At 63.3% G+C, this 24,361-nt stretch carries 18 protein-coding genes, 3 tRNA genes and 3 pseudogenes; 15 read left to right on the top strand and 9 right to left on the bottom strand.

Going from position 1 to position 24,361, the window contains the following annotated elements; genetic code table 11:
* Nucleotide 1 precedes the first annotated feature (1 nt).
* From DBO86_RS06470 to DBO86_RS06455, 5 genes and pseudogenes are all read right to left on the bottom strand, one after another.
* Nucleotides 2–439 (bottom strand): annotated as a pseudogene (locus DBO86_RS06470) (IS1595-like element ISAchd1 family transposase); the annotation flags it as partial.
* A 3-nt stretch (nt 440–442) separates the two neighbouring features.
* Nucleotides 443–526, bottom strand: a pseudogene (locus DBO86_RS27220) (hypothetical protein); the annotation flags it as partial.
* Between the two features lie 256 nt (nt 527–782).
* On the bottom strand, nt 783–1,982 hold the full coding sequence (locus tag DBO86_RS06465; protein WP_003461497.1) for an osmoprotectant NAGGN system M42 family peptidase: 1,200 nt from the start codon (nt 1,980–1,982) through the stop codon (nt 783–785).
* Nucleotides 1,983–2,021: 39 nt separating this feature from the next.
* Nucleotides 2,022–3,761 carry an N-acetylglutaminylglutamine synthetase gene (gene ngg / locus DBO86_RS06460; RefSeq protein ID WP_108233269.1) on the bottom strand — a complete coding sequence of 580 codons (1,740 nt, stop codon included), beginning with the start codon at nt 3,759–3,761 and terminating at the stop codon, nt 2,022–2,024.
* 130 nt (nt 3,762–3,891) lie between these two features.
* Nucleotides 3,892–5,661: an N-acetylglutaminylglutamine amidotransferase gene (locus DBO86_RS06455; RefSeq protein ID WP_108233268.1), complete on the bottom strand. Its 1,770-nt coding sequence runs from the start codon at nt 5,659–5,661 to the stop codon at nt 3,892–3,894.
* A 108-nt stretch (nt 5,662–5,769) separates the two neighbouring features.
* Between DBO86_RS06455 and DBO86_RS06450 the strand changes: the two genes are divergently transcribed.
* The 4 genes from DBO86_RS06450 to DBO86_RS06430 all read left to right on the top strand — a co-directional run bounded on the left by DBO86_RS06450 (nt 5,770) and on the right by DBO86_RS06430 (nt 6,853).
* Nucleotides 5,770–6,243, top strand: a complete 474-nt coding sequence (locus tag DBO86_RS06450; RefSeq protein WP_003461493.1) for a MarR family winged helix-turn-helix transcriptional regulator — start codon at nt 5,770–5,772, stop codon at nt 6,241–6,243.
* A 238-nt stretch (nt 6,244–6,481) separates the two neighbouring features.
* Nucleotides 6,482–6,557: transfer RNA gene (locus DBO86_RS06440), tRNA-Val, on the top strand.
* 34 nt (nt 6,558–6,591) lie between these two features.
* A tRNA-Asp gene (locus DBO86_RS06435) sits at nt 6,592–6,668 on the top strand.
* 108 nt (nt 6,669–6,776) lie between these two features.
* A tRNA-Asp gene (locus DBO86_RS06430) sits at nt 6,777–6,853 on the top strand.
* A gap of 193 nt (nt 6,854–7,046) precedes the next feature.
* Here DBO86_RS06430 and DBO86_RS06425 read toward each other — a convergent pair.
* Both DBO86_RS06425 and DBO86_RS06420 read right to left on the bottom strand, forming a co-directional pair.
* Nucleotides 7,047–8,132, bottom strand: a complete 1,086-nt coding sequence (locus DBO86_RS06425) for an AraC family transcriptional regulator (protein WP_108233267.1) — start codon at nt 8,130–8,132, stop codon at nt 7,047–7,049.
* Complete coding sequence (locus DBO86_RS06420; RefSeq protein ID WP_108233266.1) at nt 8,129–9,154, bottom strand: carbon-nitrogen hydrolase family protein; 1,026 nt, start codon at nt 9,152–9,154, stop codon at nt 8,129–8,131. Before DBO86_RS06420 ends, DBO86_RS06425 begins: the two co-directional genes overlap by 4 nt.
* A 201-nt stretch (nt 9,155–9,355) precedes the next feature.
* On the opposite strand from DBO86_RS06420, the gene DBO86_RS06415 reads away from it, so the two are divergent.
* Both DBO86_RS06415 and DBO86_RS06410 read left to right on the top strand, forming a co-directional pair.
* On the top strand, nt 9,356–11,389 hold the full coding sequence (locus DBO86_RS06415; protein ID WP_108233265.1) for an NADPH-dependent 2,4-dienoyl-CoA reductase: 2,034 nt from the start codon (nt 9,356–9,358) through the stop codon (nt 11,387–11,389).
* Nucleotides 11,390–11,452: 63 nt separating this feature from the next.
* Complete coding sequence (locus DBO86_RS06410; protein ID WP_108233264.1) at nt 11,453–11,884, top strand: nuclear transport factor 2 family protein; 432 nt, start codon at nt 11,453–11,455, stop codon at nt 11,882–11,884.
* Nucleotides 11,885–11,892: 8 nt separating this feature from the next.
* On the opposite strand, the pseudogene DBO86_RS06405 reads toward DBO86_RS06410, so the two are convergent.
* A pseudogene (locus tag DBO86_RS06405) lies at nt 11,893–12,180 on the bottom strand (TAXI family TRAP transporter solute-binding subunit); the annotation flags it as partial.
* 868 nt (nt 12,181–13,048) lie between these two features.
* On the opposite strand from DBO86_RS06405, the gene DBO86_RS06400 reads away from it, so the two are divergent.
* The 3 genes from DBO86_RS06400 to DBO86_RS06390 are packed head-to-tail and all read left to right on the top strand — an operon-like array spanning nt 13,049 to nt 16,492.
* Complete coding sequence (locus tag DBO86_RS06400) at nt 13,049–14,416, top strand: chromosome partitioning protein ParA (protein ID WP_108233263.1); 1,368 nt, start codon at nt 13,049–13,051, stop codon at nt 14,414–14,416.
* A gap of 2 nt (nt 14,417–14,418) precedes the next feature.
* On the top strand, nt 14,419–15,360 hold the full coding sequence (locus DBO86_RS06395) for a 1-aminocyclopropane-1-carboxylate deaminase/D-cysteine desulfhydrase (protein WP_108233262.1): 942 nt from the start codon (nt 14,419–14,421) through the stop codon (nt 15,358–15,360).
* Nucleotides 15,361–15,382: 22 nt separating this feature from the next.
* Nucleotides 15,383–16,492: a cyclic nucleotide-binding domain-containing protein gene (locus DBO86_RS06390; RefSeq protein WP_108233261.1), complete on the top strand. Its 1,110-nt coding sequence runs from the start codon at nt 15,383–15,385 to the stop codon at nt 16,490–16,492.
* 80 nt (nt 16,493–16,572) lie between these two features.
* On the opposite strand, the gene DBO86_RS06385 is transcribed toward DBO86_RS06390, so the two are convergent.
* Nucleotides 16,573–17,505 (bottom strand): DUF1853 family protein, encoded by a 933-nt coding sequence (locus DBO86_RS06385; protein WP_108233270.1) that lies wholly within the window; start codon nt 17,503–17,505, stop codon nt 16,573–16,575.
* A gap of 97 nt (nt 17,506–17,602) precedes the next feature.
* Between DBO86_RS06385 and DBO86_RS06380 the strand changes: the two genes are divergently transcribed.
* From DBO86_RS06380 to pepN, 6 genes are all read left to right on the top strand, one after another.
* On the top strand, nt 17,603–18,490 hold the full coding sequence (locus DBO86_RS06380; RefSeq protein WP_108233260.1) for an NAD(+) kinase: 888 nt from the start codon (nt 17,603–17,605) through the stop codon (nt 18,488–18,490).
* Nucleotides 18,491–19,465 carry a metallophosphoesterase gene (locus DBO86_RS06375; RefSeq protein ID WP_108233259.1) on the top strand — a complete coding sequence of 325 codons (975 nt, stop codon included), beginning with the start codon at nt 18,491–18,493 and terminating at the stop codon, nt 19,463–19,465.
* Nucleotides 19,462–20,322, top strand: a complete 861-nt coding sequence (locus DBO86_RS06370; RefSeq protein ID WP_104727251.1) for a rhomboid family intramembrane serine protease — start codon at nt 19,462–19,464, stop codon at nt 20,320–20,322. The genes DBO86_RS06375 and DBO86_RS06370 overlap by 4 nt, the downstream gene beginning before the upstream one ends.
* Before the next feature lie 90 nt (nt 20,323–20,412).
* Nucleotides 20,413–20,676 (top strand): YeaC family protein, encoded by a 264-nt coding sequence (locus tag DBO86_RS06365; protein WP_074681470.1) that lies wholly within the window; start codon nt 20,413–20,415, stop codon nt 20,674–20,676.
* Entirely contained in the window at nt 20,676–21,512 is an 837-nt protein-coding gene (locus DBO86_RS06360) for a DUF2797 domain-containing protein (protein ID WP_108233258.1), read from the top strand. The genes DBO86_RS06365 and DBO86_RS06360 overlap by 1 nt, the downstream gene beginning before the upstream one ends.
* A 51-nt stretch (nt 21,513–21,563) precedes the next feature.
* The gene (pepN, locus tag DBO86_RS06355; protein WP_108233257.1) at nt 21,564–24,221 is read left to right on the top strand and encodes an aminopeptidase N; all 2,658 of its coding nucleotides are present in this window, start codon (nt 21,564–21,566) and stop codon (nt 24,219–24,221) included.
* The last annotated feature ends 140 nt before the right edge of the window (nt 24,222–24,361 follow it).

Raw genomic sequence — 24,361 nt, 5'->3', positions numbered from 1 at the left:
GCTATGTCTGAGTTAACTGTTGCATATCCCTATACCCCAACGCCTCTTTCAAGCAAATCAATGGGTTGAGCTGTGTTTTGTAGCGCTCAAGCAGGCGGCGCCAGCCCAGATAGTTCGTTAGGTACTTGGTGGCCACACCATGAAAAGGAATCATCCAGCTCTTGAGTCGGCTGTCGTAGGCATTCACGTTCTGGATGTGGAAAGCACCATCAACCCGTCGATTCTGGCTCGGGTTAATCGGTCGGTGAGTGATGCCTTCAACCTTGGCGAAATGGGCGTAGACACCTGCGCTGTCAGTACAGAGAATCGCATCCGCGTCTATCAGCGGGCGTAGCCGCTCCCCTATGTGCTGTGCATCCAGCTTTTCCAACTTGAAGTCTGCCTGCTGACCACTGCGATCTCTTACCACCAGCACAGGAATTTGCTCGGCAGACAGTCCGCCGCCTTGGCGCCAGACGTAAAGACCGGTCAGCAGGAGGATCAGCGACACCAGCGAAACGGTCAGGCTGGCGAGGATGTTCCAGCTTGCCCAGGTAGGGTGTCAGCGACAGGCGCTGCTCCTGACTGTCCAGCACCACGGGCTGTAATGCCCAGCTTGGCCGATCAGGCAGAAAAGCAGAAAAGCCAGACAGAAACGAGGCATCCGTGAACCTCTGGTGACCCTGCGCGTGGGCGGCTTTTAGCGTGCCGGGTGGCTGCCGCAAGGGGCAGAACACGTCAGGGGGGGAACCTGTGTTCCCCCCCTGTCCTGTGTGTCACTTTGCCTTTATGGCCGATGGCCTTCAAGCATCCTGTTCGCGTTGCCCGAGCAGGCTATCCACTGGTGGTACACGGGTATCGCTTTCCATCTGAGCGTCATGCTCCAGCTGGTGGCTGAAGCGCTCCAGCGAACCCTGTGCCGGTTGCGCATCGCTGGCGAACACCGGCGGGCTCATCATGTAGGCAGTGAGCAGGCGGCTGAGGGCCTTGAGGCTGTCGATATGGGTACGCTCGTAGCCATGGGTGGCGTCGCAGCCGAAGGCCAACAGCGCGGTGCGGATGTCATGGCCGGCGGTGACTGCTGACTGTGCGTCGCTGTGGTAGTAACGGAACAGGTCGCGGCGAACCGGTACCTCATATTCAGCTGCCAGGCGCAGCAACTGGCGCGACAGGTGATAGTCGTAGGGGCCGCCGGAATCCTGCATGGCCACGCTGACGGCGTGCTCGCTGGACTGCTGGCCTGGTGCGACCGGGGCGATATCAATGCCGACGAACTCGCTGACGTCCCAGGGCAGGGCGGCGGCGGCGCCGGAACCCACCTCCTCGGTGATGGTGAATAGCGGATGGCAGTCGATCATCGGTTGCAGGCCTTGATCGCGAATGGCCTTGAGCGAGGCCAGCAGCGCCGCAGCGCCGGCCTTGTCATCGAGGTGACGGGCGCTGATATGGCCGCTTTCGGAGAACTCCGGCAACGGGTCGAAGGCGACGAAGTCGCCCACCGCAATGCCCAGCGTGTCGCAGTCGGCGCGCGTGGCGCAGTAGGCGTCCAGGCGCAGTTCGACGTGATCCCAGCTCACCGGCATGCTGTCGACGGCGGTGTTGAAGGCGTGCCCCGAGGCCAGCAGTGGTAGCACGCTGCCGCGAATCACGCCGTTGTCGGTGAACAGGCTGACGCGACTGCCCTCGGCGAAACGGCTCGACCAGCAGCCCACCGGTGCCAGGCCGAGACGGCCGTTGTCCTTGATCTCGCGGACGATGGCGCCAATGGTGTCGAGGTGCACGGAAACGGCACGGTCGAAACGTTCGTACTCGCTCTGACGCCCGCGCAGGGTGGCGCGGATGGTGCCACGGCGGGTCAGCTCGAAGGGGATTTCCAGCTCTTCGAGGCGCTCGGCGACGTAGCGCACGATGGTGTCGGTAAAACCGGTGGGGCTGGGGATGGCAAGCATCTCCAGCAGCACTTTCTGCATATAGTCGAGGTCGGGTTCGGGGAGTGGCTGCATGGAGTCTCCTGGGGCTGTCTGGTTCGTTGCCCGCTGAAATCAGCTGGTCGCCTGGCTTAGCGGAAAGAGCAGGTCGACGAAGCGTTCGGCGGTTGGCTGCGGTTCGTGGTTGGCCAGGCCGGCGCGTTCGTTGGCTTCGATGAATACGTACTCGGCTTGATCGGCGGCAGGCACCAGCAGGTCGAGGCCGACCACCGGGATTTCCAACGCGCGCGCGGCCTTGATGGCGGCGTCGCGCAGGGTCGGATGGAGGATCGCGGTGACGTCTTCCAGAGTGCCGCCGGTATGCAGGTTGGCGGTCTTGCGCACGGCCAGGCGCTCGCCGGCGGGCAGCACACTGTCGTAGTCGAGGCCGGCGCCATGCAGGGTGCGCAGGGTTTCGGCGTCCTTGGGAATGCGGCTTTCGCCGTCGGTGGCGGCCTGGCGGCGACGGCTCTGGGCATCGATCAGCTGGCCAATGCTGTGGCGGCCATCACCAATGATCTCGGCCGGACGGCGGATAGCCGCGGCCACCACTTCGTAGCCGATTACCAGTACGCGCAGGTCGTGACCTTCGTGATAACTCTCCAGCAGTACGCGCTGATCGAACACGCGGGCGCGTTCGATGGCTTCCTGCACCTCGCCCGGCGTACGCAGATCCACGGCCACGCCCTGGCCTTGCTCGCCATCGACTGGTTTGACCACGACCGAGCCATGCTCGGCGAGAAAAGTGGCGTTGTCTTCGGCGCTGGCGGCCAGGCGCTGGGCCGGCACGCTGAGGTCGGCGCGCGACAGGGCACGGTGAGTCAGGCGCTTGTCCTGGCACAGGGTCATGCTCACGGCGCTGGTCAGGTCGCACAGCGATTCGCGGCAGCGGATGCGTCGGCCGCCGTGACTGAGGGTGAACAGCCCGGCCTCGGCGTCATCCACCTGCACTTCGATGCCGCGGCGCAGGGCCTCGTCGACGATGATGCGCGCATAGGGGTTGAGCTCGGCCTGCGGGCCGGGGCCGAGGAACAGCGGCTGGTTGATGCCGTTCTTGCGCTTGAGGCTGAAGGTCTGCAACTCGCGGAAGCCGAGCTTGGCGTAGAGCTTCTTGGCCTGCTTGTTATCGTGCAGCACCGACAGGTCGAGGTAGCTCAGGCCACGGCTCATGCCGTGCTCGATCAGGTGACGCACCAGTACCTCGCCGACACCGGGTCGGCTGCATTGCGGGTCGACCGCCAGGCACCACAGGCTGCTGCCGTTTTCCGGGTCACGGAAGGCGCGTTGGTGGTTAAGGCCCATAACACTGCCGATCACCGCGCCGCTGTCTTCGTCCTCGGCTAGCCAGTAGGTCGGGCCGCCCTCGTTGTAAGGCGTGAGCTTGGCCGGGTCGATCGGCAGCATGCCGCGGGTCTGGTACAGGCAGTTGATGGCCTGCCAGTCGGCATCGTTCTGCGCCCGGCGAATACGAAAGCCGCGAAAGCTACGACGCGCCGGACGGTAGTCGGTGAACCACAGACGCAGCGTGTCGGAGGGGTCGAGAAATAGCTGCTGAGGCGCATGCGCCAGCACCTGGTGCGGGGCCGCCACGTACAGGGCGATGTCACGTTCACCGGGCTGTTCGTCCAGCAGGGATTCGGCCAGGACAGTGGCGTCGGGGTAGGTATGGCCGATCAGCAGGCGGCCCCAGCCGCAATGAATGGCTTGTGGCTGGCTGGGTTGGCTGCTGTGATCCTCGGCCAGGCGGGCCTGCAGGCGCTCGTAGGAGGGCGTCTGGCCGCGCAGCAGGCGTTGGTTGAAGGCAGTGGAGCGCATGGAATAGTCCCTGTCCGTGTTCATTACGTCCGGTCTTGGCCGGATCGTCATTGAGTCGCGGCAAATCCCGGCTTTACCGGGCTACGACCATTGATCCTGCAGGAGCGGCCAAATGGCCGCTCCATTTGAGTTACAGACCCTGTTCGCTCAGCCACAGGTTGAGCGCCGCAAGCTGCCACAGCTTGGAGCCGCGTAGCCGCGTGAGCTGGCCCTGCGGGTTGGTCAGCAACTGATCGAGCATGGTCGGGTTGAACAGGCCGCGATCCTGGCTGGGGTCGAGCAGCAGGTCGCGCACCCAACCCAGGGTGGCGCCTTCCAGATGCTTGAGACCCGGCACCGGGAAGTAGCCCTTGGGCCGGTCGATCACCTCGCTGGGGATGACCTTACGCGCGGCTTCCTTGAGCACGTACTTGCCGCCCTCAGGCAGCTTGAACTGCGCCGGAATGCGCGCCGACAGCTCGGCCACGCGGTAGTCGAGGAACGGCGTGCGCGCCTCCAGACCCCAGGCCATGGTCATGTTGTCCACGCGCTTGACCGGGTCGTCGACCAGCATCACCGTGCTGTCCAGGCGCAGGGCCTTGTCCACTGCAGCATCGGCACCGGGCATGGCGAAGTGCTCGCGCACGAAGTCGCCGGCCATGTCGCCGGTCAGCCAGGCGGGCTGCATGCAGGCCGCGTATTCGTCGTGCTCGCGGTCGAAGAAAGCCGCGCGGTAGGCGGCGAAAGCATCCTTGGCGCCATCGACCTGCGGGTACCAGTGGTAGCCAGCGAACAGTTCATCGGCGCCTTGGCCACTCTGCACCACCTTGCAGTGCTTGGCCACTTCCCGCGAGAGCAGGTAGAAGGCGATGCAGTCATGGCTGACCATCGGCTCGCTCATGGCACGGAAGGCCTGCGGCAGCTGCTCGAGAATCTCGTGCTCGCCAATGCGCAATTGATGATGGCGGGTGCCGAAATGCTGGGCGATCAGGTCCGAATACTGGAATTCGTCGCCACGTTCGCCGCCGGCATCCTGGAAGCCGATGGAGAAGGTCAGCAGGTTGTCCACCCCGGCTTCGCGCAGCAGGCCGACCAGCATGCTCGAATCGACGCCACCGGAGAGCAGCACGCCGACGTCGACCGCCGCGCGCTGACGAATCTCCACCGCTTCGCGCATGGTCTGCAGTGTGCGGTCGCGCCATTCTTCAAAACCGAAGTTCACTTCCTCGCCTTGCGGGCCGAACTGCAGCGTCCACCAGGTGTGCTGCTCGACCTTGCCGTCGGCATCGACACGCATCCAAGTGGCTGGCGGCAGTTTCTCCACGCCCGCCAGAATGGTGCGCGGCGCGGGTACCACGGCATGGAAGTTCAAATAGTGGTTGAGGGCGACGGCATCCAGCGTCTTGGCGATGTCGCCACCCTGCAGCAGGGCTGGCAGCGACGAGGCGAAGCGCAGGCGCTCACCAGTGCGCGACAGATACAGCGGTTTGACGCCGAGGCGGTCGCGGGCGATGAACAGGTTCTGCTTGTCACGCTCCCAGACGGCGAAGGCGAACATGCCATTGAGCTTGGGCAGCAGTTTCTCGCCCCACGCGTGATAGCCCTTGAGCAGCACCTCGGTGTCGCCGCCGGAGAAGAAGCGATAACCCAGCGCCTCCAGCTCGGCGCGCAGCTCGGGGTAGTTGTAAATGGCGCCGTTGAACACCATGGACAGGCCGAGATCGCTGTCGATCATCGGCTGGCCCGAGGCTTCGGCCAGATCCATGATCTTCAGGCGGCGATGGCCGAGGGCAATGGGGCCCTGGCTGTGGAAGCCGTGGGCGTCGGGGCCGCGAGGGGCGAGGTGGTGGGTGATGCGTTCGACTGCCGCCAGGTCCGCGGGGCGTCGATCAAAACGTAGTTCTCCAGCTATTCCGCACATAGTTCCTTACCGGTGTTGCCGTTGGGGAGTGGCTCGTGATCGAGCCTTTTACACCAAAACAAAATAATGCTTTCATGTCAAAGTTTTGGTTTTCATTAATTGGTGCTTATGAGCGATAAAAAAGTTCCTGTTGAAATAGATTTGTCATCTGTCATGGCCTTCGAGATGCCCCTGTTTCAGGCGCTGCGGCGCTTGCAGCAGGCGGGGGAGGTGCACGCCAAGCGCCTGGCCCGCTTCGGTGGGCTGACGCCCATGCAGTTGATGATCCTGCAGGTACTGGCCAGTGAAGCGCGCCTGACCGCCAGCGTGCTCAGCAGCCGCGTTAGCCTTACCGCTGCGACGCTGTCCGGCATGCTCGATCGCTTGGAAGAGCGTGGTCTGTTGCAGCGCCAGCGTGATGATCAGGATCGCCGGCGCCAGTGGCTGTTGATCAGCGATGCGGGCCGTGAGCTGATCCAGCAAGCACCTTCGTTGATGCCACCGGAATTCAACCAGCGTTTCGCTGCGCTGGCCGACTGGGAGCGCCACAGCCTGACAGCGGCGCTATTGAGAGCGGCCGAGCTGTGCGGCGAGATGGAATGAGCTGGGCGATGACCCTAGGTTGCCAAACCGGCCTTTCGTAGGAGCCCCGCCCCGGGGCGAAGCTTTTCAATGGCGCATCGCCCCGGTTCGCGGCGGGGCGCCGCTCCTACGCATTCGCAGCGGCGACGTGTAACTGCCAGGCATCAGGCGGTGACCCCGCCTTTTTCAGAAAAAATTCAAGCGGGGTGTTGACTTAGCATCGCCGCCTGCATAAAGTGCGCGCCTCGCTAAGGCACATGGGTGATTAGCTCAGCCGGGAGAGCATCTGCCTTACAAGCAGAGGGTCGGCGGTTCGATCCCGTCATCACCCACCATAGCCCAGTGAGAAGGACGAAAGTCCACCGACGCGCAGCGGTAGTTCAGTCGGTTAGAATACCGGCCTGTCACGCCGGGGGTCGCGGGTTCGAGTCCCGTCCGCTGCGCCATTATTTCCCAGATCGATGATTCATCGGTTTGAGATGGCAGAGTCCGCAAGGACGCCATCAGATGCAGTAACGCTTAAAGAGTTTTCTGGGCGAAAGTCCAACCGACACGCAGCGGTAGTTCAGTCGGTTAGAATACCGGCCTGTCACGCCGGGGGTCGCGGGTTCGAGTCCCGTCCGCTGCGCCATATACGAAACCCGTCGATCGCAAGGTCGACGGGTTTTTTATTGCCTGTGATCCGGGGTAATCAATCGCCCTGCGGTTTTTCGTCATCTTGTCTTCACACTGGCAACGTAGCTTGCTAACGAAAGATGAAATGCCCCAGGAGAATGCCCGATGGATGACTATCAGGAAGAACTGCTCGAGCGCGACGTCCTCAGTCAGGACATGCCCGATGTGGACGACGACGCCACCGAACTCTGAGCTTCGCCGCTGGCCCTGCGCTGTGTGCGGCGGTAGTCGCCGGGTGTTTGCCCGAGCCAGCGCTTGAAGGCGCGCTGGAAGGCTTCGGCCGAGGCGAAGCCGAGCAGGTAGGCGATCTCGCCAAAGGCCAGCTCGGTATCACGGATATAGGCCGTGGCCAGGTCGCGGCGGGTATCGTTGAGGATGGCGCGAAATTGCGTGCCTTCCTCGGCCAGCTTGCGCCGCAGCGTCCAGCTCGGCAGATGCAGGCTGCGCGCCACTTCCTGCAGATCCGGCTCGTGGCCGTGCAACAGTGGGCCGAGTAGCTGGATGACCTGTTCGCGCAGGCTGCGCGTGCGGGTCAGTTGATCGAGCTCTCGTTCACACAGCTCCAGCAGGTGCCGCCAGGTGCCAGGGCAATGCTGTGGATTGCGCAGGGCCAGGGTTTCGCTGCTCAGGCGCAGGCGATTGGCGCCAGCGCTGAACTCGACGGGGCAGCCGAACAGCGCTTCGTAGCGTTCGCCGTAGTCCGGTGCAGGAAATTCGATCTCGACCTTTTCCGCGGTGATGGATCGGTCGACCACCTGGCTCAGGTTGGTCTGCCAGCCGGCCAGCACCGAGTCCACCACGAAACGGTTGTAGGCGTTGTAGGGGCTGATGGAATAGAAATGCAGCCAGGCGCCGCGCGCATCCTCGCTGAAGCCCGAACGGCCGCGATAGTTGGCGGCGTACAACGGCTCGAAGCGGGTCAGGGTGCGTGCCGCTTCGCGCAGATCAGGCGCCTGCGCGGCGCAGATGCCGGCCAGGCCAACCTGGCTGAGGCGGCTGTGACGGCCCATCTCCAGGCCCAGGGCGGGGTTGTCGCACAGGGCAATGGCGCTATGGCCAAGGCGCATGAAGCGGGGGATCGACAGGCGTGCGCGTGGCTCGCTCAGGCGCGCGGTGTCGAGGCCGAATTGTTGCAGCAGGGGCTGTGGATCGTGCCCCTTGGCGCGCAGTGCGGCGGCCAGTGGTTGGGTGAAGCCGACGGAGAGGTCGCCAAGGCGAACGCGTGAGCTCTTCATAGCCAGATATTGACCAGTTGTGCGCCCCGGTCGCTGGCGCTGTGAGTGCTGCGGCCTGCATCGAAGGCGAGCGCGGTGGGCTGGCCGCTGCGCTCCCACAATCTGCCGCGCAGATGGACTTTCAGCCCGGCGCGAATGCCATGGGCCTGCAGGTGTGCGATGAGCGGCGTGTCGTCCGTCTGGTCGTCGAGGTCGCTGGGTATGGCCAGCAGCTCGATGGCTTCATCGTGCGGCGTCTGAGCCCGAGCAAGGTGACGGGTGTCGCTGCCGAGCAGCACGCCAAGTCGACCGGCCGGAGTCTCCAGCACCTGCAGGGTGTCGGCTGCTGCGGTGGTCAGTGTGCCGGCCTCGAAGGCATGGCGCTGCGGTTGCCCCAGTGGTTGGCCGGTTCGGTCGAATACCAGGCTGACGTTGTACAGCGGCCCACGACCGACATTGAGGCGACCTTCATGCAGGCGAGGCTCGGGCAGGACGATGGAGCCGGCCACTAGAGTGACCCGGTAATCGCGGGCCAGGTCGCCGAACAGTTGCTGATAGTCATGCGCCATGCGCTTGGCCTTGGTGCGCAGCAGAGCATCGTCCAGGCGTGCGTCGCCGTCAGCGTTGAGCCAGGCGCCGAGAAAATCCACCGTGTTACGCGCTGCCAGCCAACGCAGCGCCTGGTGGCGCTCATCGGCGCGGTACAGCGCATCCTTCTCATCAATAGCTAGCAGCCAGGTGCCGATATGCTCGGGCAGTACGACGACGGTGCGTTCGCTGAGCAGGCCTTGTTCGCGGGCATGATCCAGATAGGCCGCCAGTTTCAGGCGCAGGCGCGCCAGGCTCTGGTAGTCGGCGGCGAACAGCTCGGGCTGGATGCCCAGCAGGTTGCCGCGCGTGCCGAGCTGACCAATATCCAGCGCCACCTGGCTACGCAGGTCGGACAGGTAATGGCTGCCGGGGCGTTGCTCGATCCAGTGGGCGTAGCTGCCGAGGGCGGTCAGCAGGGCGAGCGATAGCACGAGGGTGATCAGTAGGCGCATGTCAGATTTTCGGCTTGATTGCGTTGCAGGGTAGGCCGGTGGAGTCGTGCTGCCAAGCGAGATTGCAATTTTTGATCATTATCTTGTCAGTTTTGATCATTGAGCCTGGCTGGCAGGCTCTTTATCGTCTGGCTCCATAACCGACCGCGTGCCCATGAGACCGCGGCAATCCGTGAACTGCACCGCGATGTGGAGAATTCCATGACTGCTCGTTACCCGCACCTGCTGGCCCCGCTCGATCTCGGCTTCACCACGCTGAAGAACCGCACCCTGATGGGCTCCATGCACACTGGCCTGGAAGAGAAGCCGGGCGGCTTCGAGCGCATGGCGGCCTATTTTGCCGAGCGCGCCCGAGGCGGTGTTGGCCTGATGGTGACTGGCGGTATTGGCCCGAACGAAGAGGGTGGCGTGTATTCCGGTGCGGCCAAGCTGAGCACGCTGGAAGAGGCCGAGAAGCACAAGATCGTCACCCGTGCCGTGCATGAGGCCGGCGGCAAGATCTGCATGCAGATCCTGCATGCCGGGCGTTACGCCTACAGCCCGAAGTCCGTGGCGCCCAGCGCCATCCAGGCGCCGATCAACCCATTCAAGCCGCGCGAGCTGGACGAGGGAGGCATCGAGAAGCAGATCGCCGACTTCGTCAACTGCGCCGCGCTGGCCCAGCAGGCCGGTTATGACGGCGTCGAGGTGATGGGCTCGGAAGGCTACTTCATCAACCAGTTCCTGGTGGCCCACACCAACCACCGTACCGACCGCTGGGGCGGCAGCTACGAGAACCGCATGCGCCTGCCTGTGGAGATCGTGCGCCGCGTGCGCGAGGCGGTCGGGCCGAACTTCATCATCATCTATCGTCTGTCGATGCTCGACCTGGTCGAAGGCGGCAGCACCTGGGACGAGATCGTCCTGCTGGCCAAGGCCATCGAACAGGCCGGCGCCACCTTGATCAACACCGGTATCGGCTGGCACGAGGCGCGCATCCCGACCATCGCCACCAAGGTGCCGCGTGCCGCCTTCACCAAGGTCACCGCCAAGCTCAAGGGCGAGGTGAACATCCCGCTGATCACCACCAACCGCATCAATACCCCGGAAGTGGCCGAGCAGGTGCTGGCCGAGGGCGATGCCGACATGGTGTCCATGGCGCGCCCGTTCCTCGCCGACCCGGAGTTCGTCAACAAGGCGGCCGAGGGCCGTGCGGACGAGATCAACACCTGCATCGGCTGCAACCAGGCCTGCCTGGATCACACCTTCGGCGGCAAGCTGACCAGCTGCCTGGTCAACCCGCGTGCCTGCCACGAGACTGAGCTGAACTACATCCCTACTACGCAGGTGAAGAAGATCGCCGTGGTCGGTGCCGGCCCTGCCGGGTTGGCCGCTTCCACCGTCGCCGCCGAACGTGGCCATAGCGTGACCCTGTTCGATTCGGCCAGCGAGATCGGCGGCCAGTTCAATGTAGCCAAGCGCGTGCCGGGCAAGGAGGAGTTCTTCGAGACCCTGCGCTACTTCAAGCGCAAGCTAGAAACCACGGGCGTCGACGTGCGCCTGAATACCCGTGTGTCGGTGGACGACCTGGTGGCGGGCGGCTTTGACGAAATCATCCTGGCCACCGGCATTACCCCGCGTACGCCGGATATTCCGGGAATCGAGCATGCCAAGGTGATCAGCTACCTGGACGCGATTCTCGAGCGCAAGCCAGTCGGGCAGAAGGTGGCGGTGATCGGCGCTGGCGGTATCGGCTTCGATGTATCGGAGTTCATCACGCACCAGGGCAAGGCCACCAGCCTCGACCGTGAGGCGTTCTGGCAGGAGTGGGGTATCGATACCGCGCTGGAGGCCCGTGGTGGTGTGGCCGGCGTGCAGGCGCAGCCACATCCGGCGGCGCGTCAGGTTTTCCTGCTGCAGCGCAAGAAAACCAAGGTCGGCGACGGCCTGGGCAAGACCACCGGCTGGATTCACCGTACCGGGCTGAAGAACAAGAATGTACAGATGCTCAACTCGGTCGAGTACGTGAAGGTCGACGATGCCGGCCTGCATATCCGCATTGCTGGTGGCGAGGAGCAGGTGCTGCCAGTCGATACCGTGATCGTCTGCGCTGGCCAGGACCCGCTGCGCGAGCTGCAGGAAGGTCTGGAAAGCGCCGGCCAACGCGTGCACCTGGTCGGCGGCGCGGATGTTGCCGCCGAGCTCGATGCCAAGCGGGCGATCAACCAGGGCTCGCGTCTGGCTGCTGAGCTGTAATGATGACGCCCCGCCTAGTGCGGGGCGTTTGCTATCTGGCCTGAAAACAACAAGGAGGAGCCGGTGTCTCTCAATGCCCTGCTGCAACCTGCCGCTGCAGCCAGCCTCGAGCGCTGGCACCAATTCGTCGCCGCCAGGGATCTGAGCGCCTTGCCTGAGTTGCTGCACCCACAGGCGGTGTTCCGCTCACCGATGGCACACACCCCGTATCCGGGAGCGCAGGTGGTCAATATGATCCTCAATACTGTGCTCAAGGTATTCGAGGACTTCGCCTATCACCGTGAACTGGCCACCGCCGATGGCCTCAATGTGGTGCTGGAGTTTTCCGCGAAGGTTGGTGGGCGCGAGTTGAAAGGAATCGACATGATTCGTTTCGACGATTCGGGGCTAATCCTCGAGTTCGAGGTCATGGTGCGGCCAATGAGTGGCCTGCAGGCGCTGGGTGCCGAAATGGCGCAGCGCCTGGCGCCTTTTCTCGCCGCAGCCAAAGGCTGAGCGGCGCTCTACATGAGAACGTCCACTTCTCGGTAAAAGCGCTCGGCGCCTGGGTGCAGCGGAATCGGCAGACCACTGGTGGCGCGCTCCAGTCTGATGTCCTTGGCTGCCGGATGCGCATCGGCCAGTCGGTCGAGGTTCTCGAAGAGCAGCTTGGTCATCTGATAGGCCACGGCGTCGGAAACGCTGGTCTGGCTGACCAGAACGTTGGTAATGGTCGCCGTCGTCACGTCGTTGGCCTGGCCCTTGTAGGTGTCGGCAGGAATGGTGCCCGACTGATAGGTGCTGCTGCCGATACCGCCGGTAAGGATGTTGATCGAGGTTGGATTGGCGTGAGCGTTGGGACTACTGGCCAAAATCGCGGCAGCGGCGAACAGGCCAAGGCGCTTGGCTAAGTGCATGGGAATTCTCCGTTGTTGTTATTTTTAGCTAAGGACGCGGCAGTGCTGTGCAGGCAGTCTTCTGGCGCCGGAATAGGCACTCGCGAAGCGGATTGAACGATGAGGGGTTTGCAGTGAAGTGATAGCAGAACATGGCTGACCTCTTGTCTTTTTTATCAGTCCGGCCGCGCGACAGGCGCGCGAGCTTGTACGTGCCAGAGCAGGTGACGTGCCAGGTTGCCGGATCACCGCCATACAGCAGTCGCGGCTGAAGCCCCTCTCACTGAGCCAGCACGGTTTGCCTCCCCTCTTCAATTCACAGGTGACCGATACATCGTAGGGCGGGTGCAACCCGCCAGAATGGCGATGGCGGGTTGCACCCGCCCAACGCGCTGAATTGTGGGGCACCGCAAACCGTGGGAGGGGCTTCAGCGGCGACAAGCTCTAGAGCGGATGAGCCCAATGCTACGGGCTGAAATAGGCAAAATTCCGCTTGTGAGGCAGGGGTGAAAAGCAAGAATCCGCCGATAGAGTTGTGTTGGGCAGGCTGTTACTCATCCCGGCGGACCGGACCGCTGGCAGCTTTCGTACTTTCCGGTCTGGTCACATTTTTGCGCCAAGCAGTGGCCTATTTGGGCTGGCTCGCAGAGTGAGTGCCAACCCAGTCACATTGCTGTGGTTGGGTTTTCCCCTAGACTTGCTCGAGGTATCAAGGACGATATCGGTGCAGAGTCTGCGCTGCGCTGTCACGCGACGTATTCCCGGTTGGTCCAGAGGGTCCTCAATGAGCATGCAGAACAAGCCGCAGATGGTGGAAGCCGTGATGTTCTTCAGTGAACGCGGTATCTGCAAACAGATGATGTTCCCTGAGTTCGAAGCCTTGCTCGATGGTGTAGTGAACATGCCCGAGTTCGCCGACGAGCAGATGCGTGCGGTGTTCGTGGTGATCAATCCGCGCCTGCTGGTCAGGGCGGCGGTGTTCTTCTTTCTGGATTTCGACGAAGACGGCCGCCCCGACAAGGGCTGGAATATTCCTCTACAACATCTGGCCGAGCGTGCCGGCCGTGGTCCGGATCTTGGCGCTGGGCCGATTCGTCTGGCTTGTCGCAGTCAGTGCCCGGTGTCCTGGCACCAGATGCACCTGTGGGACCCCAGTCTGGCGCCGGGGCAAAACGATCTGGTATTGCTGCGCGATGCAGTCAAACGTAACCAGCTCGGGCTCTTGATCGAGGACGACAGTGCCCAGTCGGTGGTTGCCGAGCGTTTGCAGGTTGCCTCCGAAGACAAATGGTATGCGCCGGATCCGGCCAAGGAAGTGGCCGAACAACTGGCGCAGAAGATGGATCATGAACATCGCGCCAAGACCGCGCAACTGATTCAGCAGCAGCGCCTGCGCATCACCAGCCTGACCCAGCAGCATGAAGACGAGCTGGCCAAGTTCAAACTGGCCAGCGAGGAGCAGAGCAAGAATCTGCAGGCGCAGATCCATGGACTGCATCAGGCGCTGCGCCAGCAGGAGGAGCTCAACGCCAACCTCAAAGCGCAACTGGCCGCCCAGGCCGAAAGTTTCCAGAGCAGCCGTGAAGACATGACTCAACAGCTGCGTACCCTGGAGCGTCAGGGTCGTACCGAGGGCGACATCCTGCGTGCGCAGTACGATGGTGAAATGCGCGCCAAGGTCGCTGCGGCCGTGGCGGAGTACAAGGAACAGATTGCCATACGCGACGTCGAACTGGCCTATCGCAACGAGCTGGATGCCCAGTTGCAAGCGGAAATCGAACGCCTCAAGCGTGAGCGCGATGCATTCGCCAGTCAGGGCGGTGATCAGGTGCTGGATCGCCTGGCCAAGCTTGGCGTGGTGTTCGTGGTGTACCATCCCGGCGCCGGGCACCTGACCATTCCCCTGCAGGATGTCGCCCGCTATCAGGACAATCCCATGGCCTACGCCGCTGGCAAATGCTTCGTTTCCGAAGAGCAGTATCGGCACTGGTTGGCGCATTATCAGCAGCCCAGCTGCGACGCATCCTTGCCCAGTGGGGAGCGCTGTGCCATTCCCATCGATCGTGTCGATACGCCCAGCCGTTTCACCCTGGGTGATTCGAACTGCTGCGCGCGGCACAAGGCGAGTAGTCGTCTGCGCACTGTCAGCTGACCTTGCCAATACGGATTCCCACCTGGCGCCCGCGGGCGCCGCTACAACCTCTGCAACTGGACTGGCTCGAGGCTGCCGGCGTCGAGCTCGCCTGCCTGCGCCTGGATCTTGTCGACCCACTGCTGTCCGGCAACAAGTGGTTCAAGCTCGCGCCCTATCTTGAGCAGGCCGCTGCGGCCGGCGCGCAGGGGGTGATCAGCCTGGGGGGAGCGCACTCCAATCATTTGCATGCGCTGGCGGCGGCGGGCCGGCGTTTCGGTTTCGCCTGCGTCGGTCTGTTGCGTGGTGAAGCGCAGCAGACCCCGACCGTCGATGATCTGCAGCGCATGGGCATGACGCTGCACTGGCTGGGTTACGGCGGCTACCGTGCGCGGCATCAGCCGGACTTCTGGGCGCCCTGGCTCGCCCGCTATCCGGGTTTCCAGGTAATCGGCGAGGGCGGCCTGGGCCTTCAGGGCGCTAGTGGCTGCAGCTGTCTGGTGGCGATGGCCGAAGCGCAGTTGGCCGATATCGGCTGGTCCGATTTCGATGCCTGGTGGCTGGCTGCGGGGACCGGCACCACCCTGGCTGGTCTGCTGCTGGGTGATGTTCGGCGCCGCGTGTTCGGCGCGCAGGCGGTACCCAATGATCACGGCGTCGTCACTCAGGTCGCCACGTTGCTGGACGAGGCTGGGGCGTCGGCGCGGCGTTACCAACTGATCGAGGCAGCACGCGGCGGTTTTGCCCGTATCGATGAGCCGCTGCGCCAGTTCATCCTGGAAACCGAGCAAGCCTGCGGTGTGCCATTGGAACCTGTTTATACCGGCAAGGCGTTGATGGCGCTGCGCGATTTCTGCGAGCAAGGTCAACTCGCACGCGGCACTCGGCTGATCTTCATTCATACTGGCGGCTTGCAAGGTCGACGGGTGTTGATGGGCGCTAGTGCCGACTACACTCAGGTCTGACCAGCGGAGCCTGGAAATCCTCATGAGCGAACCCCTTACCCCCGAACAACTGCGCAGCCTGACGCCGCTCAACGCGCTTTCCGCGCAGCAGTGGCGCGAGTTGCGTAGCCAGTTGGTGCCGCAGCCGCTGCTGGCCGGGCAACTGCTGTTTCGTCAGGGGGATCAGGCGCGCCTGACCTGCTATCTGCTGGCCGGCGAGTTGCAGCTGCAGGATGCCGCGGGCAGGACGCAGACGTTGCAGGCCGGCAGCGAGATCAGCTGTCACCCGGTGTCACCCGGCCTGCCACGGTTGCATGACGCTCGCGCCTTGACCGATATCAGCGTGCTGATGATCGACAGTGCCACGCTCGATCGCCTGCTGACCTGGCGCCTGGCGCATCAGGACCTGCTGCTGGCGCTGCAACAGAGTGGCGCCGATGTCGAGTGGCTGGAGCGGCTGCTGGAAAACCCCTTGTTTGCCAAGGTGCCGCCGGCCAACGTGCAGAACATGCTCGCTCGCTTGCAGAAGATCGAGCTGGCGGCTGGCAGCCAGATTATCGAAGAGGGTGCCACTGGCGATTGCTGCTATTTCCTGGAAAGCGGCCGCGCCGAGGTGATTCGCGGCGCCGGCAGTGATCACCAGGTGCTGGCGGAGCTAGAGGTGGGCGCCTGTTTCGGTGAAGAAGCGCTGCTTGCTGATCGGCCACGCAATGCCACGGTGACCATGGTCGAGGCGGGCAGTGTGTTGCGCCTGGATCGTCAGGATTTCTTTGCTTTGCTCAAGGCTCCAGTCGTGGCCGAGGTGTCGCTGGGCGAGGGCGCCAGGTTGCTGACGCAGGGCGCGCAGTGGCTCGACGTACGCCTGCTGGAGGAGTACGAAAAGGCGCATGCGCCGCAAGCACTGCATATGCCGCTGCAGCTGTTGCGCCTCAAGGCGCGCCTGCTGGATCGCTCACGTACCTACCTGTGCTATTGCGACAGCGGCAAGCGCAGCAGCAGTGCAGTGTTTCTGCTCTCGCAACTGGGTTACAGCGTTTATGCCTTGCGCGGAGGCCTGGACGTCCTGCCGGCGGTGCAGCGTGATGCGCTGCTGTGTGAAAGCGGGGCGGGGTACCTGGCGCGTTCCGGCGGGCGTACCGAGCGTAGCCGTTGATTGGCGCTGGCCCTGCGGCCTATCAACGAGGTGGGTGACGCCCGCGGATTGCCGGTAGCAGCATCCCGGATTGCATCGGGCTACGACTGCGCCGGCCACTGATCGTTGACCAGAAAGATTCGTTCGACCTCTCGCCAATCCCCGGCGTGATCTTCCTCCAGGCGCACCAGCAGCTGCGCCTGAGCGTCCGGTCGTAACAGCTTCAGCCATTGCTGGAAGGTGTCTGCGGGCCAGGCCTCGCCAGTCTTTATCAGCGCGGGTGCGAGCCAGGCCAATCGCGGCAAGGGTTGCCAGCGAGCGTCTGGTTTGGTCGCGGCGAAAGCATCCCAGTCGCACTGGTGTAGCCAATTGCCCCGGCAGTGCTCGGTACCCGCGCCGCGAGGTGATGGGCAACCATAAGGCCAGGGATAGAACAGGTAGCCGCCGAGCCAGAAGGCGGATCGGGTTTCGCCCAGTTGCAGGTCGTTCAGCGCTACCCGTGCCTCGCGGCGCGAAGACAGGGGTAACTGGTGCTGCGCGAGGTGGCTCAGTTTCAGATCGAGCCGATCATGACTGCCCGGGCCTAGCCAGTCAGCGGCGTCGCTGCCGTCCGTGCCGAGATAGAACTTCACCGCCAATTCAAGATGGTGTTCGCCTTCTGCGTCGCGCAGCAGCAGGTCCAGTTCGCCCAGGGTCTGGCCGTTCTGGCGGATCGGCAGGTTGGCGGCGACGACCTCGACATCCGGCGCCGCGTGCAGGGCGAACTGCCACAGGCGTTCGTAATAGAGACCGAGGCGGCGCACCGGTTTCGCGGCCAGCCAGGCATGCAGGGCATCGGCATCGTTGTCCTGCTGCACGAGCCAGTCAGCCAGCCGCTGCGGTTGCCGCGTCCAGCAACTGGCCTGTAGCGGATGACGCTGGACTTTCGTGGTCTCACCCAGCATGGGTGGCGAGAACAGCGCCCAGGCCAAGTCACGCACAGCCGGGGTGCGCAGCTCAAGCAGCAGGTCATGCAGCAGTTCGGGATTGCTCATGGCCCCGAGCATAGCGCAGTAACAGAGGCGGTTTGCTGCCGGCCAGAGCTTTGGCCGATAATCCCTCATCGTTTCTTATCTGTCTGGCGGGAGTCCCATGGAGCAATTTCGCAATGTCGGCATCATCGGGCGCCTGGGTAGCACGCGGGTGCTGGAAACCGTGCGGCGACTCAAGCGCTTTCTGCTCGACCGCCACCTGCATGTGATCCTCGAGGACACCATCGCCGACCTGCTGCCGGGACACGGCCTGCAAACCTCCTCACGCAAGATGCTTGGCGAGGTCTGCGACCTGGTGATCGTCGTCGGTGGCGACGGCAGCATGCTCGGCGCCGCCCGCGCCCTGGCACGGCACAAGGTGCCGGTGCTGGGGATCAACCGTGGCAGTCTGGGTTTTCTCACCGATATTCGCCCTGATGAGCTTGAGCTCAAGGTGGCGCAGGTGCTCGAAGGCCAGTACCTGACCGAGAATCGCTTCTTGCTCGAAGCCGAGGTGCGTCGTCAGGGCGAGGCCATCGGCCAGGGCGACGCGCTCAACGACGTGGTGCTGCACCCCGGCAAGTCGACGCGGATGATCGAGTTTGAGCTGTACATCGATGGCCAGTTCGTCTGCAGCCAGAAGGCCGACGGCCTGATCGTCGCCACGCCCACGGGGTCTACCGCTTATGCGCTGTCCGCTGGCGGGCCTATCATGCATCCCAAGCTCGATGCCATCGTGGTCGTGCCTATGTACCCACACACCCTGTCCAGCCGGCCCATCGTGGTTGACGGGCACAGTGAGCTGAAGGTGGTGGTGTCGCCGGATATGACCATTTATCCGCAGGTCTCCTGTGACGGCCAGAATCATTTCACCTGCGCGCCGGGCGATACCCTGCATGTGGCCAAGAAGGCGCAGAAGCTGCGCCTGATCCACCCGCTGGATCACAACTACTATGAGGTCTGCCGCACCAAGCTTGGATGGGGCAGCCGCCTGGGAGGGCAGGACTGAATGTCCCTCGACCCCCGTCGTGGCTACGACCTGATCGGTGATATCCACGGTTGTGCGCAAACCCTCGAACGCCTGCTCGAACGGCTGGGTTACAGCCGCCAGGGTGGCGTGTGGTGCCATCCGACGCGCATGGTGATCTTCCTGGGTGACCTGGTCGACCGCGGCCCGGGCATCCGTGAAACCCTGCATCTGGTGCATGACATGGTCCGCGCCGGCCAGGCGCTGTGCATCATGGGCAATCACGAGTTCAATGCCTTGGGTTGGAGCACGCCGGCGCCGCCGGGTAGTGGCCGCCAGTACGTGCGCGAACACAGCCCACGGCATCAGCGCCTGATGCGCGAGACATTGGCGCAGTTCGAGGATCACCCGCAGGAGTGGCGCGAATTCCTGCGCTGGTTCTACGAGATGCCACTGTTCATCGACGCCGGGCGCTTCCGCGTGGTGCACGCCTGCTGGGATGATGAGTTGATCACGCCGCTCAAGGCGCAATTTCCCGATGGCTGCATCGACGAACATTTCCTGCAGGCCTCGGCGGTGCCCGGCAGTTTCGCCAACATGGCGCTCGATCGCCTGTTACGCGGGACCGACATGCGTCTGCCGCATGGTCTGACCCTGACCAGCGGCGATGGCTTCACCCGCTCGTACTTCCGCACCAAGTTCTGGGAGGAGGACCCGAAGACTTATGGCGATATCGTCTTCCAGCCCGATGCCTTGCCGGAGCTGGCGGCGCAGACGCCGTTGACCGAACTGCAGAAGGACGAGCTGCTCAGGTACGGCGCGCATGAGCCGCTGCTGTTCGTCGGTCACTACTGGCGACGTGGCAAGCCGGCGCCGATCAGGCCCAACCTGGCCTGCCTGGATTACAGCGCGGTGGTCGGTGGCCGCCTGGTGGCTTATCGTCTGGATCAGGAAACACGTCTGGACGCGGGTAAATTCGTCTGGGTCGATGTCGACCCTCAGGAGGCGCCGCGATGACGGCTGTGGTTGTGTTGCGCTTGCCGCTGGATCGCGATTTGAGCGGTTTCATCGCTCTGCTGCAGCGTTTGCGTGTGCCGCACCGGGTATCGGAAGAGGGCGGCGAGCAGGTGCTCTGGGTGCCGGGGCAGGAGCTTGCAGAGCAGGTGCGCGAGCTCTATGCGCGTCATCCGCAGGGCGATGATGCCGGAGAGCTGCCGCCAAGCGTCGCCCCTGTGCGCGAGAGTTTCGCCACTCAGCTACGGAGCAGCCCGGTCACGGCGTTGATGTTGCTGACCACCTTCATCGTCTTTGCGGTGACCCTGGCGGGCGAGAACTTTTCCACCATTCGCTGGCTGAGCTTCGTCGATTTTCGTATCGACGGTGAGCGCATTTATCTGACCTATCTGGATGCCACTTTGGGCAGCGGTCAGTGGTGGCGCCTGATCACGCCGATGCTGATTCACTTCGGCTGGCTGCACCTGGCGATGAACAGCCTGTGGTACTGGGAACTGGGGCGGCGCATCGAATTTCGCCAGGGGGCCATCGGCCTGCTCGGGCTGACCCTGTTGTTCGGCCTGACGTCGAATTTCGCCCAATACTGGTGGGCCGGGCCGTCGTTGTTCGGCGGGTTGTCCGGCGTACTTTATGGTCTGCTCGGGCATTGCTGGATTTACCAGCGTCTGGCACCGAATGCTGCCTATCGTCTGCCGCCCGGCGTGCTGGTGATGATGCTGGCCTGGCTGCTGATCTGCATGACCGGCATCTTCGAGTTGTTGCAGTTCGGCGCCATCGCCAACGCCGCGCACGTCGGCGGCTTGCTCACCGGCTGCCTGACCGGGCTGCTTGGCGGTATGCTGGCCCGACGTAGCGCTTGATTCGACTTTTTGACCTGTAAGGCGGGGGCAACCCGCCAGCTCGGCGTTTCGGCGGGTTTCACCCGCCCTATGATTTACTTGGAGAGCTGTATGTCGTCCTTTCTCGATGCGATTGAAAACATCACCCCGGAAATCTACGAAAGCCTCAAGCTGGCCGTGGAAATCGGTAAATGGCCGGACGGCCGCAAGCTGACCCAGGAACAGAAAGAGCTGAGCCTGCAGGCGATGATCGCCTGGGAAGTGCAGAACCTGCCGGAAGAAGAACGCACCGGTTACATGGGGCCGCAGGAGTGCAGCAGCAAATCCGAGCCGGTACCCAACCTGTTGTTCAAGTCCTCGGATACCCTGCACTGATGAGTGAATTGGGACGTGGCTCGCTGAGCAAGATGAAGGCGCACCTGGACGCACCGGTGCAATACGCCTTCCGTCTTGGCGACGAAGAAGTACCGGTCAACCCGCTGGTGGGCAAGCACCTGCGCCTGGAATACCTCGGTGCCATCCATTGCACGCACTGCGGACGCAAGACCAAGACCAGCTTCAGTCAGGGTTATTGCTACCCCTGCATGCAGAAGTTGGCGCAATGCGATATCTGCATCATGAGCCCGGAGAAGTGTCATTACGACGCCGGCACCTGCCGCGAGCCGAGTTGGGGCGAGCAGTTCTGCATGACCGACCATATCGTCTACCTGGCCAATTCCAGTGGCGTGAAGGTGGGCATCACCCGTGCCAGTCAAGTGCCGACGCGCTGGATCGATCAGGGCGCGACCCAGGCGCTGCCCATTCTGCGCGTGGCTACCCGGCAGCAGTCCGGTTTCGTCGAGGACCTGTTGCGTAGCCAGGTAGCGGACAAGACCAACTGGCGCGCGCTGCTCAAGGGCGATGCCGTGCCGGTCGATCTGCTGGTGATTCGCGAGCAACTGTTTGACAGCTGCGGTGCGGGCATCACCGAACTGCAGCAGCGCTTCGGCCTGCAAGCCATCCAGCCGCTGGGCACCGCCGACGTGCTGGAGATTCGTTACCCCATCGAGGCCTATCCGGCCAAGATCACCAGCTTCAATCTGGACAAGCTGCCCCTGGCCGAAGGTACCCTGCTCGGCATCAAGGGCCAGTACCTGATGTTCGACACCGGCGTGATCAATATTCGCAAGTACACCGCCTATCAGCTGGCCGTCCACGAGATCGCCGCCTGACACCCGATTGCCACCGGCGCCCGGGGCGCCGCAGACGAGAGGCCAAGAGCCATGCGCACCGAACAATCCAAGACCATTTATCTGAAGGACTATCAGGTTCCCGACTACCTGATCGACGAAACCCACCTGACCTTCGAGTTGTTCGAGGATCACAGCCTGGTGCACGCGCAGCTGGTCATGCGTCGTAACCCCGAGGCCGGTGCCGGCTTGCCCAAGCTGGTGCTGGATGGTCAGCAGCTGGAGTTGCTGGAGCTCAAGCTCGATGACCGCGAGCTGGGTGCGGGTGATTACAGCCTCACCGACAGCCACCTGAGCCTGCAGCCGACGCAGGAACGTTTCGTGGTCGACAGCAGCGTGCGCATTCACCCGGAAAGCAACACCGCGCTGGAAGGCCTGTACAAGTCCGGCACGATGTTCTGCACCCAGTGCGAGGCAGAGGGATTCCGCAAGATCACCTTCTACCTCGACCGCCCGGACGTGATGAGCAAGTTCACCACCACGGTCAGTGCCGAACAGCATGCCTACCCGGTGCTGCTGTCCAACGGTAACCCGATTGCCAGCGGCGGCGAGGAGGGCGGTCGTCATTGGGCCACCTGGGAAGACCCGTTCAAGAAGCCGGCCTACCTGTTCGCCCTGGTCGCCGGTGATCTCTGGTGTGTGGAAGACAGCTTCACCACCATGAGCAGCCGCGAGGTAGCGCTGCGCATCTACGTCGAGCCGGAGAACATCGACAAGGTGCAGCACGCCATGGACAGCCTCAAGCGCTCGATGAAGTGGGATGAGGAGGTCTACGGCCGCGAGTACGACCTGGACATCTTCATGATCGTCGCGGTCAACGACTTCAATATGGGTGCCATGGAGAACAAGGGCCTCAATATCTTCAACTCCAGCTGCGTGCTGGCCAAGGCCGAGACCGCCACCGATGCCGCGCATCAGCGCGTCGAGGCGGTGGTGGCGCACGAATACTTCCACAACTGGTCGGGCAACCGCGTGACCTGCCGCGACTGGTTCCAGTTGTCGCTCAAGGAAGGCTTCACCGTGTTCCGCGACAGCGAGTTCTCCGCCGATACCCACTCGCGCACGGTCAAACGCATCGAAGACGTGGCCTACCTGCGCACCCACCAGTTCGCCGAGGACGCCGGCCCCATGGCCCACCCGGTGCGCCCGGACGCGTACATGGAGATCTCCAACTTCTACACCCTGACCATCTACGAGAAGGGTTCGGAAGTGCTGCGCATGATCCACACCCTGCTCGGGCCGGAACTGTTCCGCAAGGGCTCGGACCTGTACTTCGAGCGCCACGACGGCCAGGCCGTGACCTGCGACGACTTCGTCAAGGCCATGGAAGACGCCAGCGGCCAGGACCTGACCCAGTTCAAGCGCTGGTACACCCAGGCCGGCACGCCGCGTCTGGAGGTCAGCGAGGGTTATGACGCCGCCGCGCAGACCTACAGCCTGAGCTTCCGCCAGGGCTGCCCGGCCACGCCAGGGCAAAGCGAGAAGCTGCCGTTCGTGATTCCGGTGGCGCTCGGCCTGCTCGATGCCCAAGGCAACGAGCTGCCGCTGCGCCTGCAGGGTGAAAGCGCGGCGCAAGGCACCAGTCGCGTCTTGTCGGTCACCGAGGCTGAGCAGGCCTTCATCTTCGAAGGCATCACCGCAAAGCCGCTGCCGTCGCTGCTGCGTGGCTTCAGCGCGCCGGTCAAGCTGCACTTCCCTTATGACCGCGATCAGCTGATGTTCCTCATGCAGCACGACAGCGATGGCTTCAATCGTTGGGAAGCCGGCCAGCAGCTGTCCGTGCAGGTACTGCAGGAACTGATTGGCCAGCACCAGCGTGGTGAAGCCCTGGTGCTGGATCAGCGTCTGGTCACCGCGCTGCGCACCCTGCTTGAAGACGAGTCGCTGGATCAGGCCATGGTCGCCGAGATGCTGTCGCTGCCGGGCGAGGCCTATCTCACCGAAATCAGTGAGGTGGCGGATGTCGAGGCCATCCACGCCGCGCGCGAGTTCGCTCGCAAGGCGCTGGCTGACGCGCTGTTCGCTCCACTGTGGGCGCGCTACCAGGCCAACCGTGAAGTCTCCAAGGCCACCCCTTACGTGGCCGAGGCGGCGCACTTCGCCCGTCGCAGCCTGCAGAACATCGCGCTGTCCTACCTGATGCTCAGCGAGAAGCCTGAAGTGCTGGCGGCTTGCGTCGATCAGTTCGACAACGCCGACAACATGACCGAGCGCCTTGCCGCGCTGGCTGTGCTGGCCAACTCGCCGTTCCAGGAAGAGCAGGGTAAGGCCCTGGCCATGTTCGCCGACTTCTTCAAGGACAACCCGCTGGTCATGGATCAGTGGTTCAGCGTGCAGGCCGGTTGCCCGCTGCCGGGTGGTCTGGAGCGCGTGCATGCGTTGATGCAGCACGAAGCCTTCACCCTGAAGAATCCGAACAAGGTGCGTGCGCTGATCGGCGCTTTCGCCAACCAGAACCTGATCAACTTTCACCGCGCCGACGGGGCGGGCTACCGCTTTCTCGCCGACCAGGTGATCACTCTCAACGCCCTCAACCCACAGATCGCTTCGCGTCTGCTGGCGCCGCTGACCCGCTGGCGCAAGTACGGCTCGGCGCGTCAGGCACTGATGAAGGCCGAGCTGGAGCGCATCCTCGCCTCCGGTGAGCTGTCCAGCGATGTCTATGAAGTGGTGAGCAAGAGCCTGGCCTAAGGCTGATGCCGCTTAGGCAAGGCTGCGAAAGCTGTGTTTCGTAGGAGCCCCGCCCCGGGGCGAAGCTTTTCAGGTTCGCGGCGAGGCGCCGCTCCTACACACTCGGTACGTCGACGCTTGACTGGTTGGCTTTAGGCCTG

The organism is Ectopseudomonas oleovorans (genome assembly GCF_003052605.1).
Lineage (GTDB): Bacteria > Pseudomonadota > Gammaproteobacteria > Pseudomonadales > Pseudomonadaceae > Aquipseudomonas > Aquipseudomonas oleovorans_A.
The sequence above is the reverse complement of the archived record's forward strand: the minus strand, read 5'-3'. Positions and strand labels throughout refer to the sequence as shown.

Coding starts and splice junctions, on each gene's coding strand:
- DBO86_RS06425 (WP_108233267.1), bottom strand. CDS start 8,132: ATGAAGAGCTCACGCGTTCGCCTTGGCGACCTCTCCGTCGGCTTCACC.
- DBO86_RS06380 (WP_108233260.1), top strand. CDS start 17,603: ATGGAGCAATTTCGCAATGTCGGCATCATCGGGCGCCTGGGTAGCACG.
- DBO86_RS06415 (WP_108233265.1), top strand. CDS start 9,356: ATGACTGCTCGTTACCCGCACCTGCTGGCCCCGCTCGATCTCGGCTTC.
- DBO86_RS06360 (WP_108233258.1), top strand. CDS start 20,676: ATGAGTGAATTGGGACGTGGCTCGCTGAGCAAGATGAAGGCGCACCTG.
- DBO86_RS06370 (WP_104727251.1), top strand. CDS start 19,462: ATGACGGCTGTGGTTGTGTTGCGCTTGCCGCTGGATCGCGATTTGAGC.
- ngg (WP_108233269.1), bottom strand. CDS start 3,761: ATGCGCTCCACTGCCTTCAACCAACGCCTGCTGCGCGGCCAGACGCCC.
- DBO86_RS06385 (WP_108233270.1), bottom strand. CDS start 17,505: ATGAGCAATCCCGAACTGCTGCATGACCTGCTGCTTGAGCTGCGCACC.
- pepN (WP_108233257.1), top strand. CDS start 21,564: ATGCGCACCGAACAATCCAAGACCATTTATCTGAAGGACTATCAGGTT.
- DBO86_RS06365 (WP_074681470.1), top strand. CDS start 20,413: ATGTCGTCCTTTCTCGATGCGATTGAAAACATCACCCCGGAAATCTAC.
- DBO86_RS06465 (WP_003461497.1), bottom strand. CDS start 1,982: ATGCAGCCACTCCCCGAACCCGACCTCGACTATATGCAGAAAGTGCTG.
- DBO86_RS06450 (WP_003461493.1), top strand. CDS start 5,770: ATGAGCGATAAAAAAGTTCCTGTTGAAATAGATTTGTCATCTGTCATG.
- DBO86_RS06400 (WP_108233263.1), top strand. CDS start 13,049: ATGAGCATGCAGAACAAGCCGCAGATGGTGGAAGCCGTGATGTTCTTC.
- DBO86_RS06420 (WP_108233266.1), bottom strand. CDS start 9,154: ATGCGCCTACTGATCACCCTCGTGCTATCGCTCGCCCTGCTGACCGCC.
- DBO86_RS06390 (WP_108233261.1), top strand. CDS start 15,383: ATGAGCGAACCCCTTACCCCCGAACAACTGCGCAGCCTGACGCCGCTC.
- DBO86_RS06375 (WP_108233259.1), top strand. CDS start 18,491: ATGTCCCTCGACCCCCGTCGTGGCTACGACCTGATCGGTGATATCCAC.
- DBO86_RS06455 (WP_108233268.1), bottom strand. CDS start 5,661: ATGTGCGGAATAGCTGGAGAACTACGTTTTGATCGACGCCCCGCGGAC.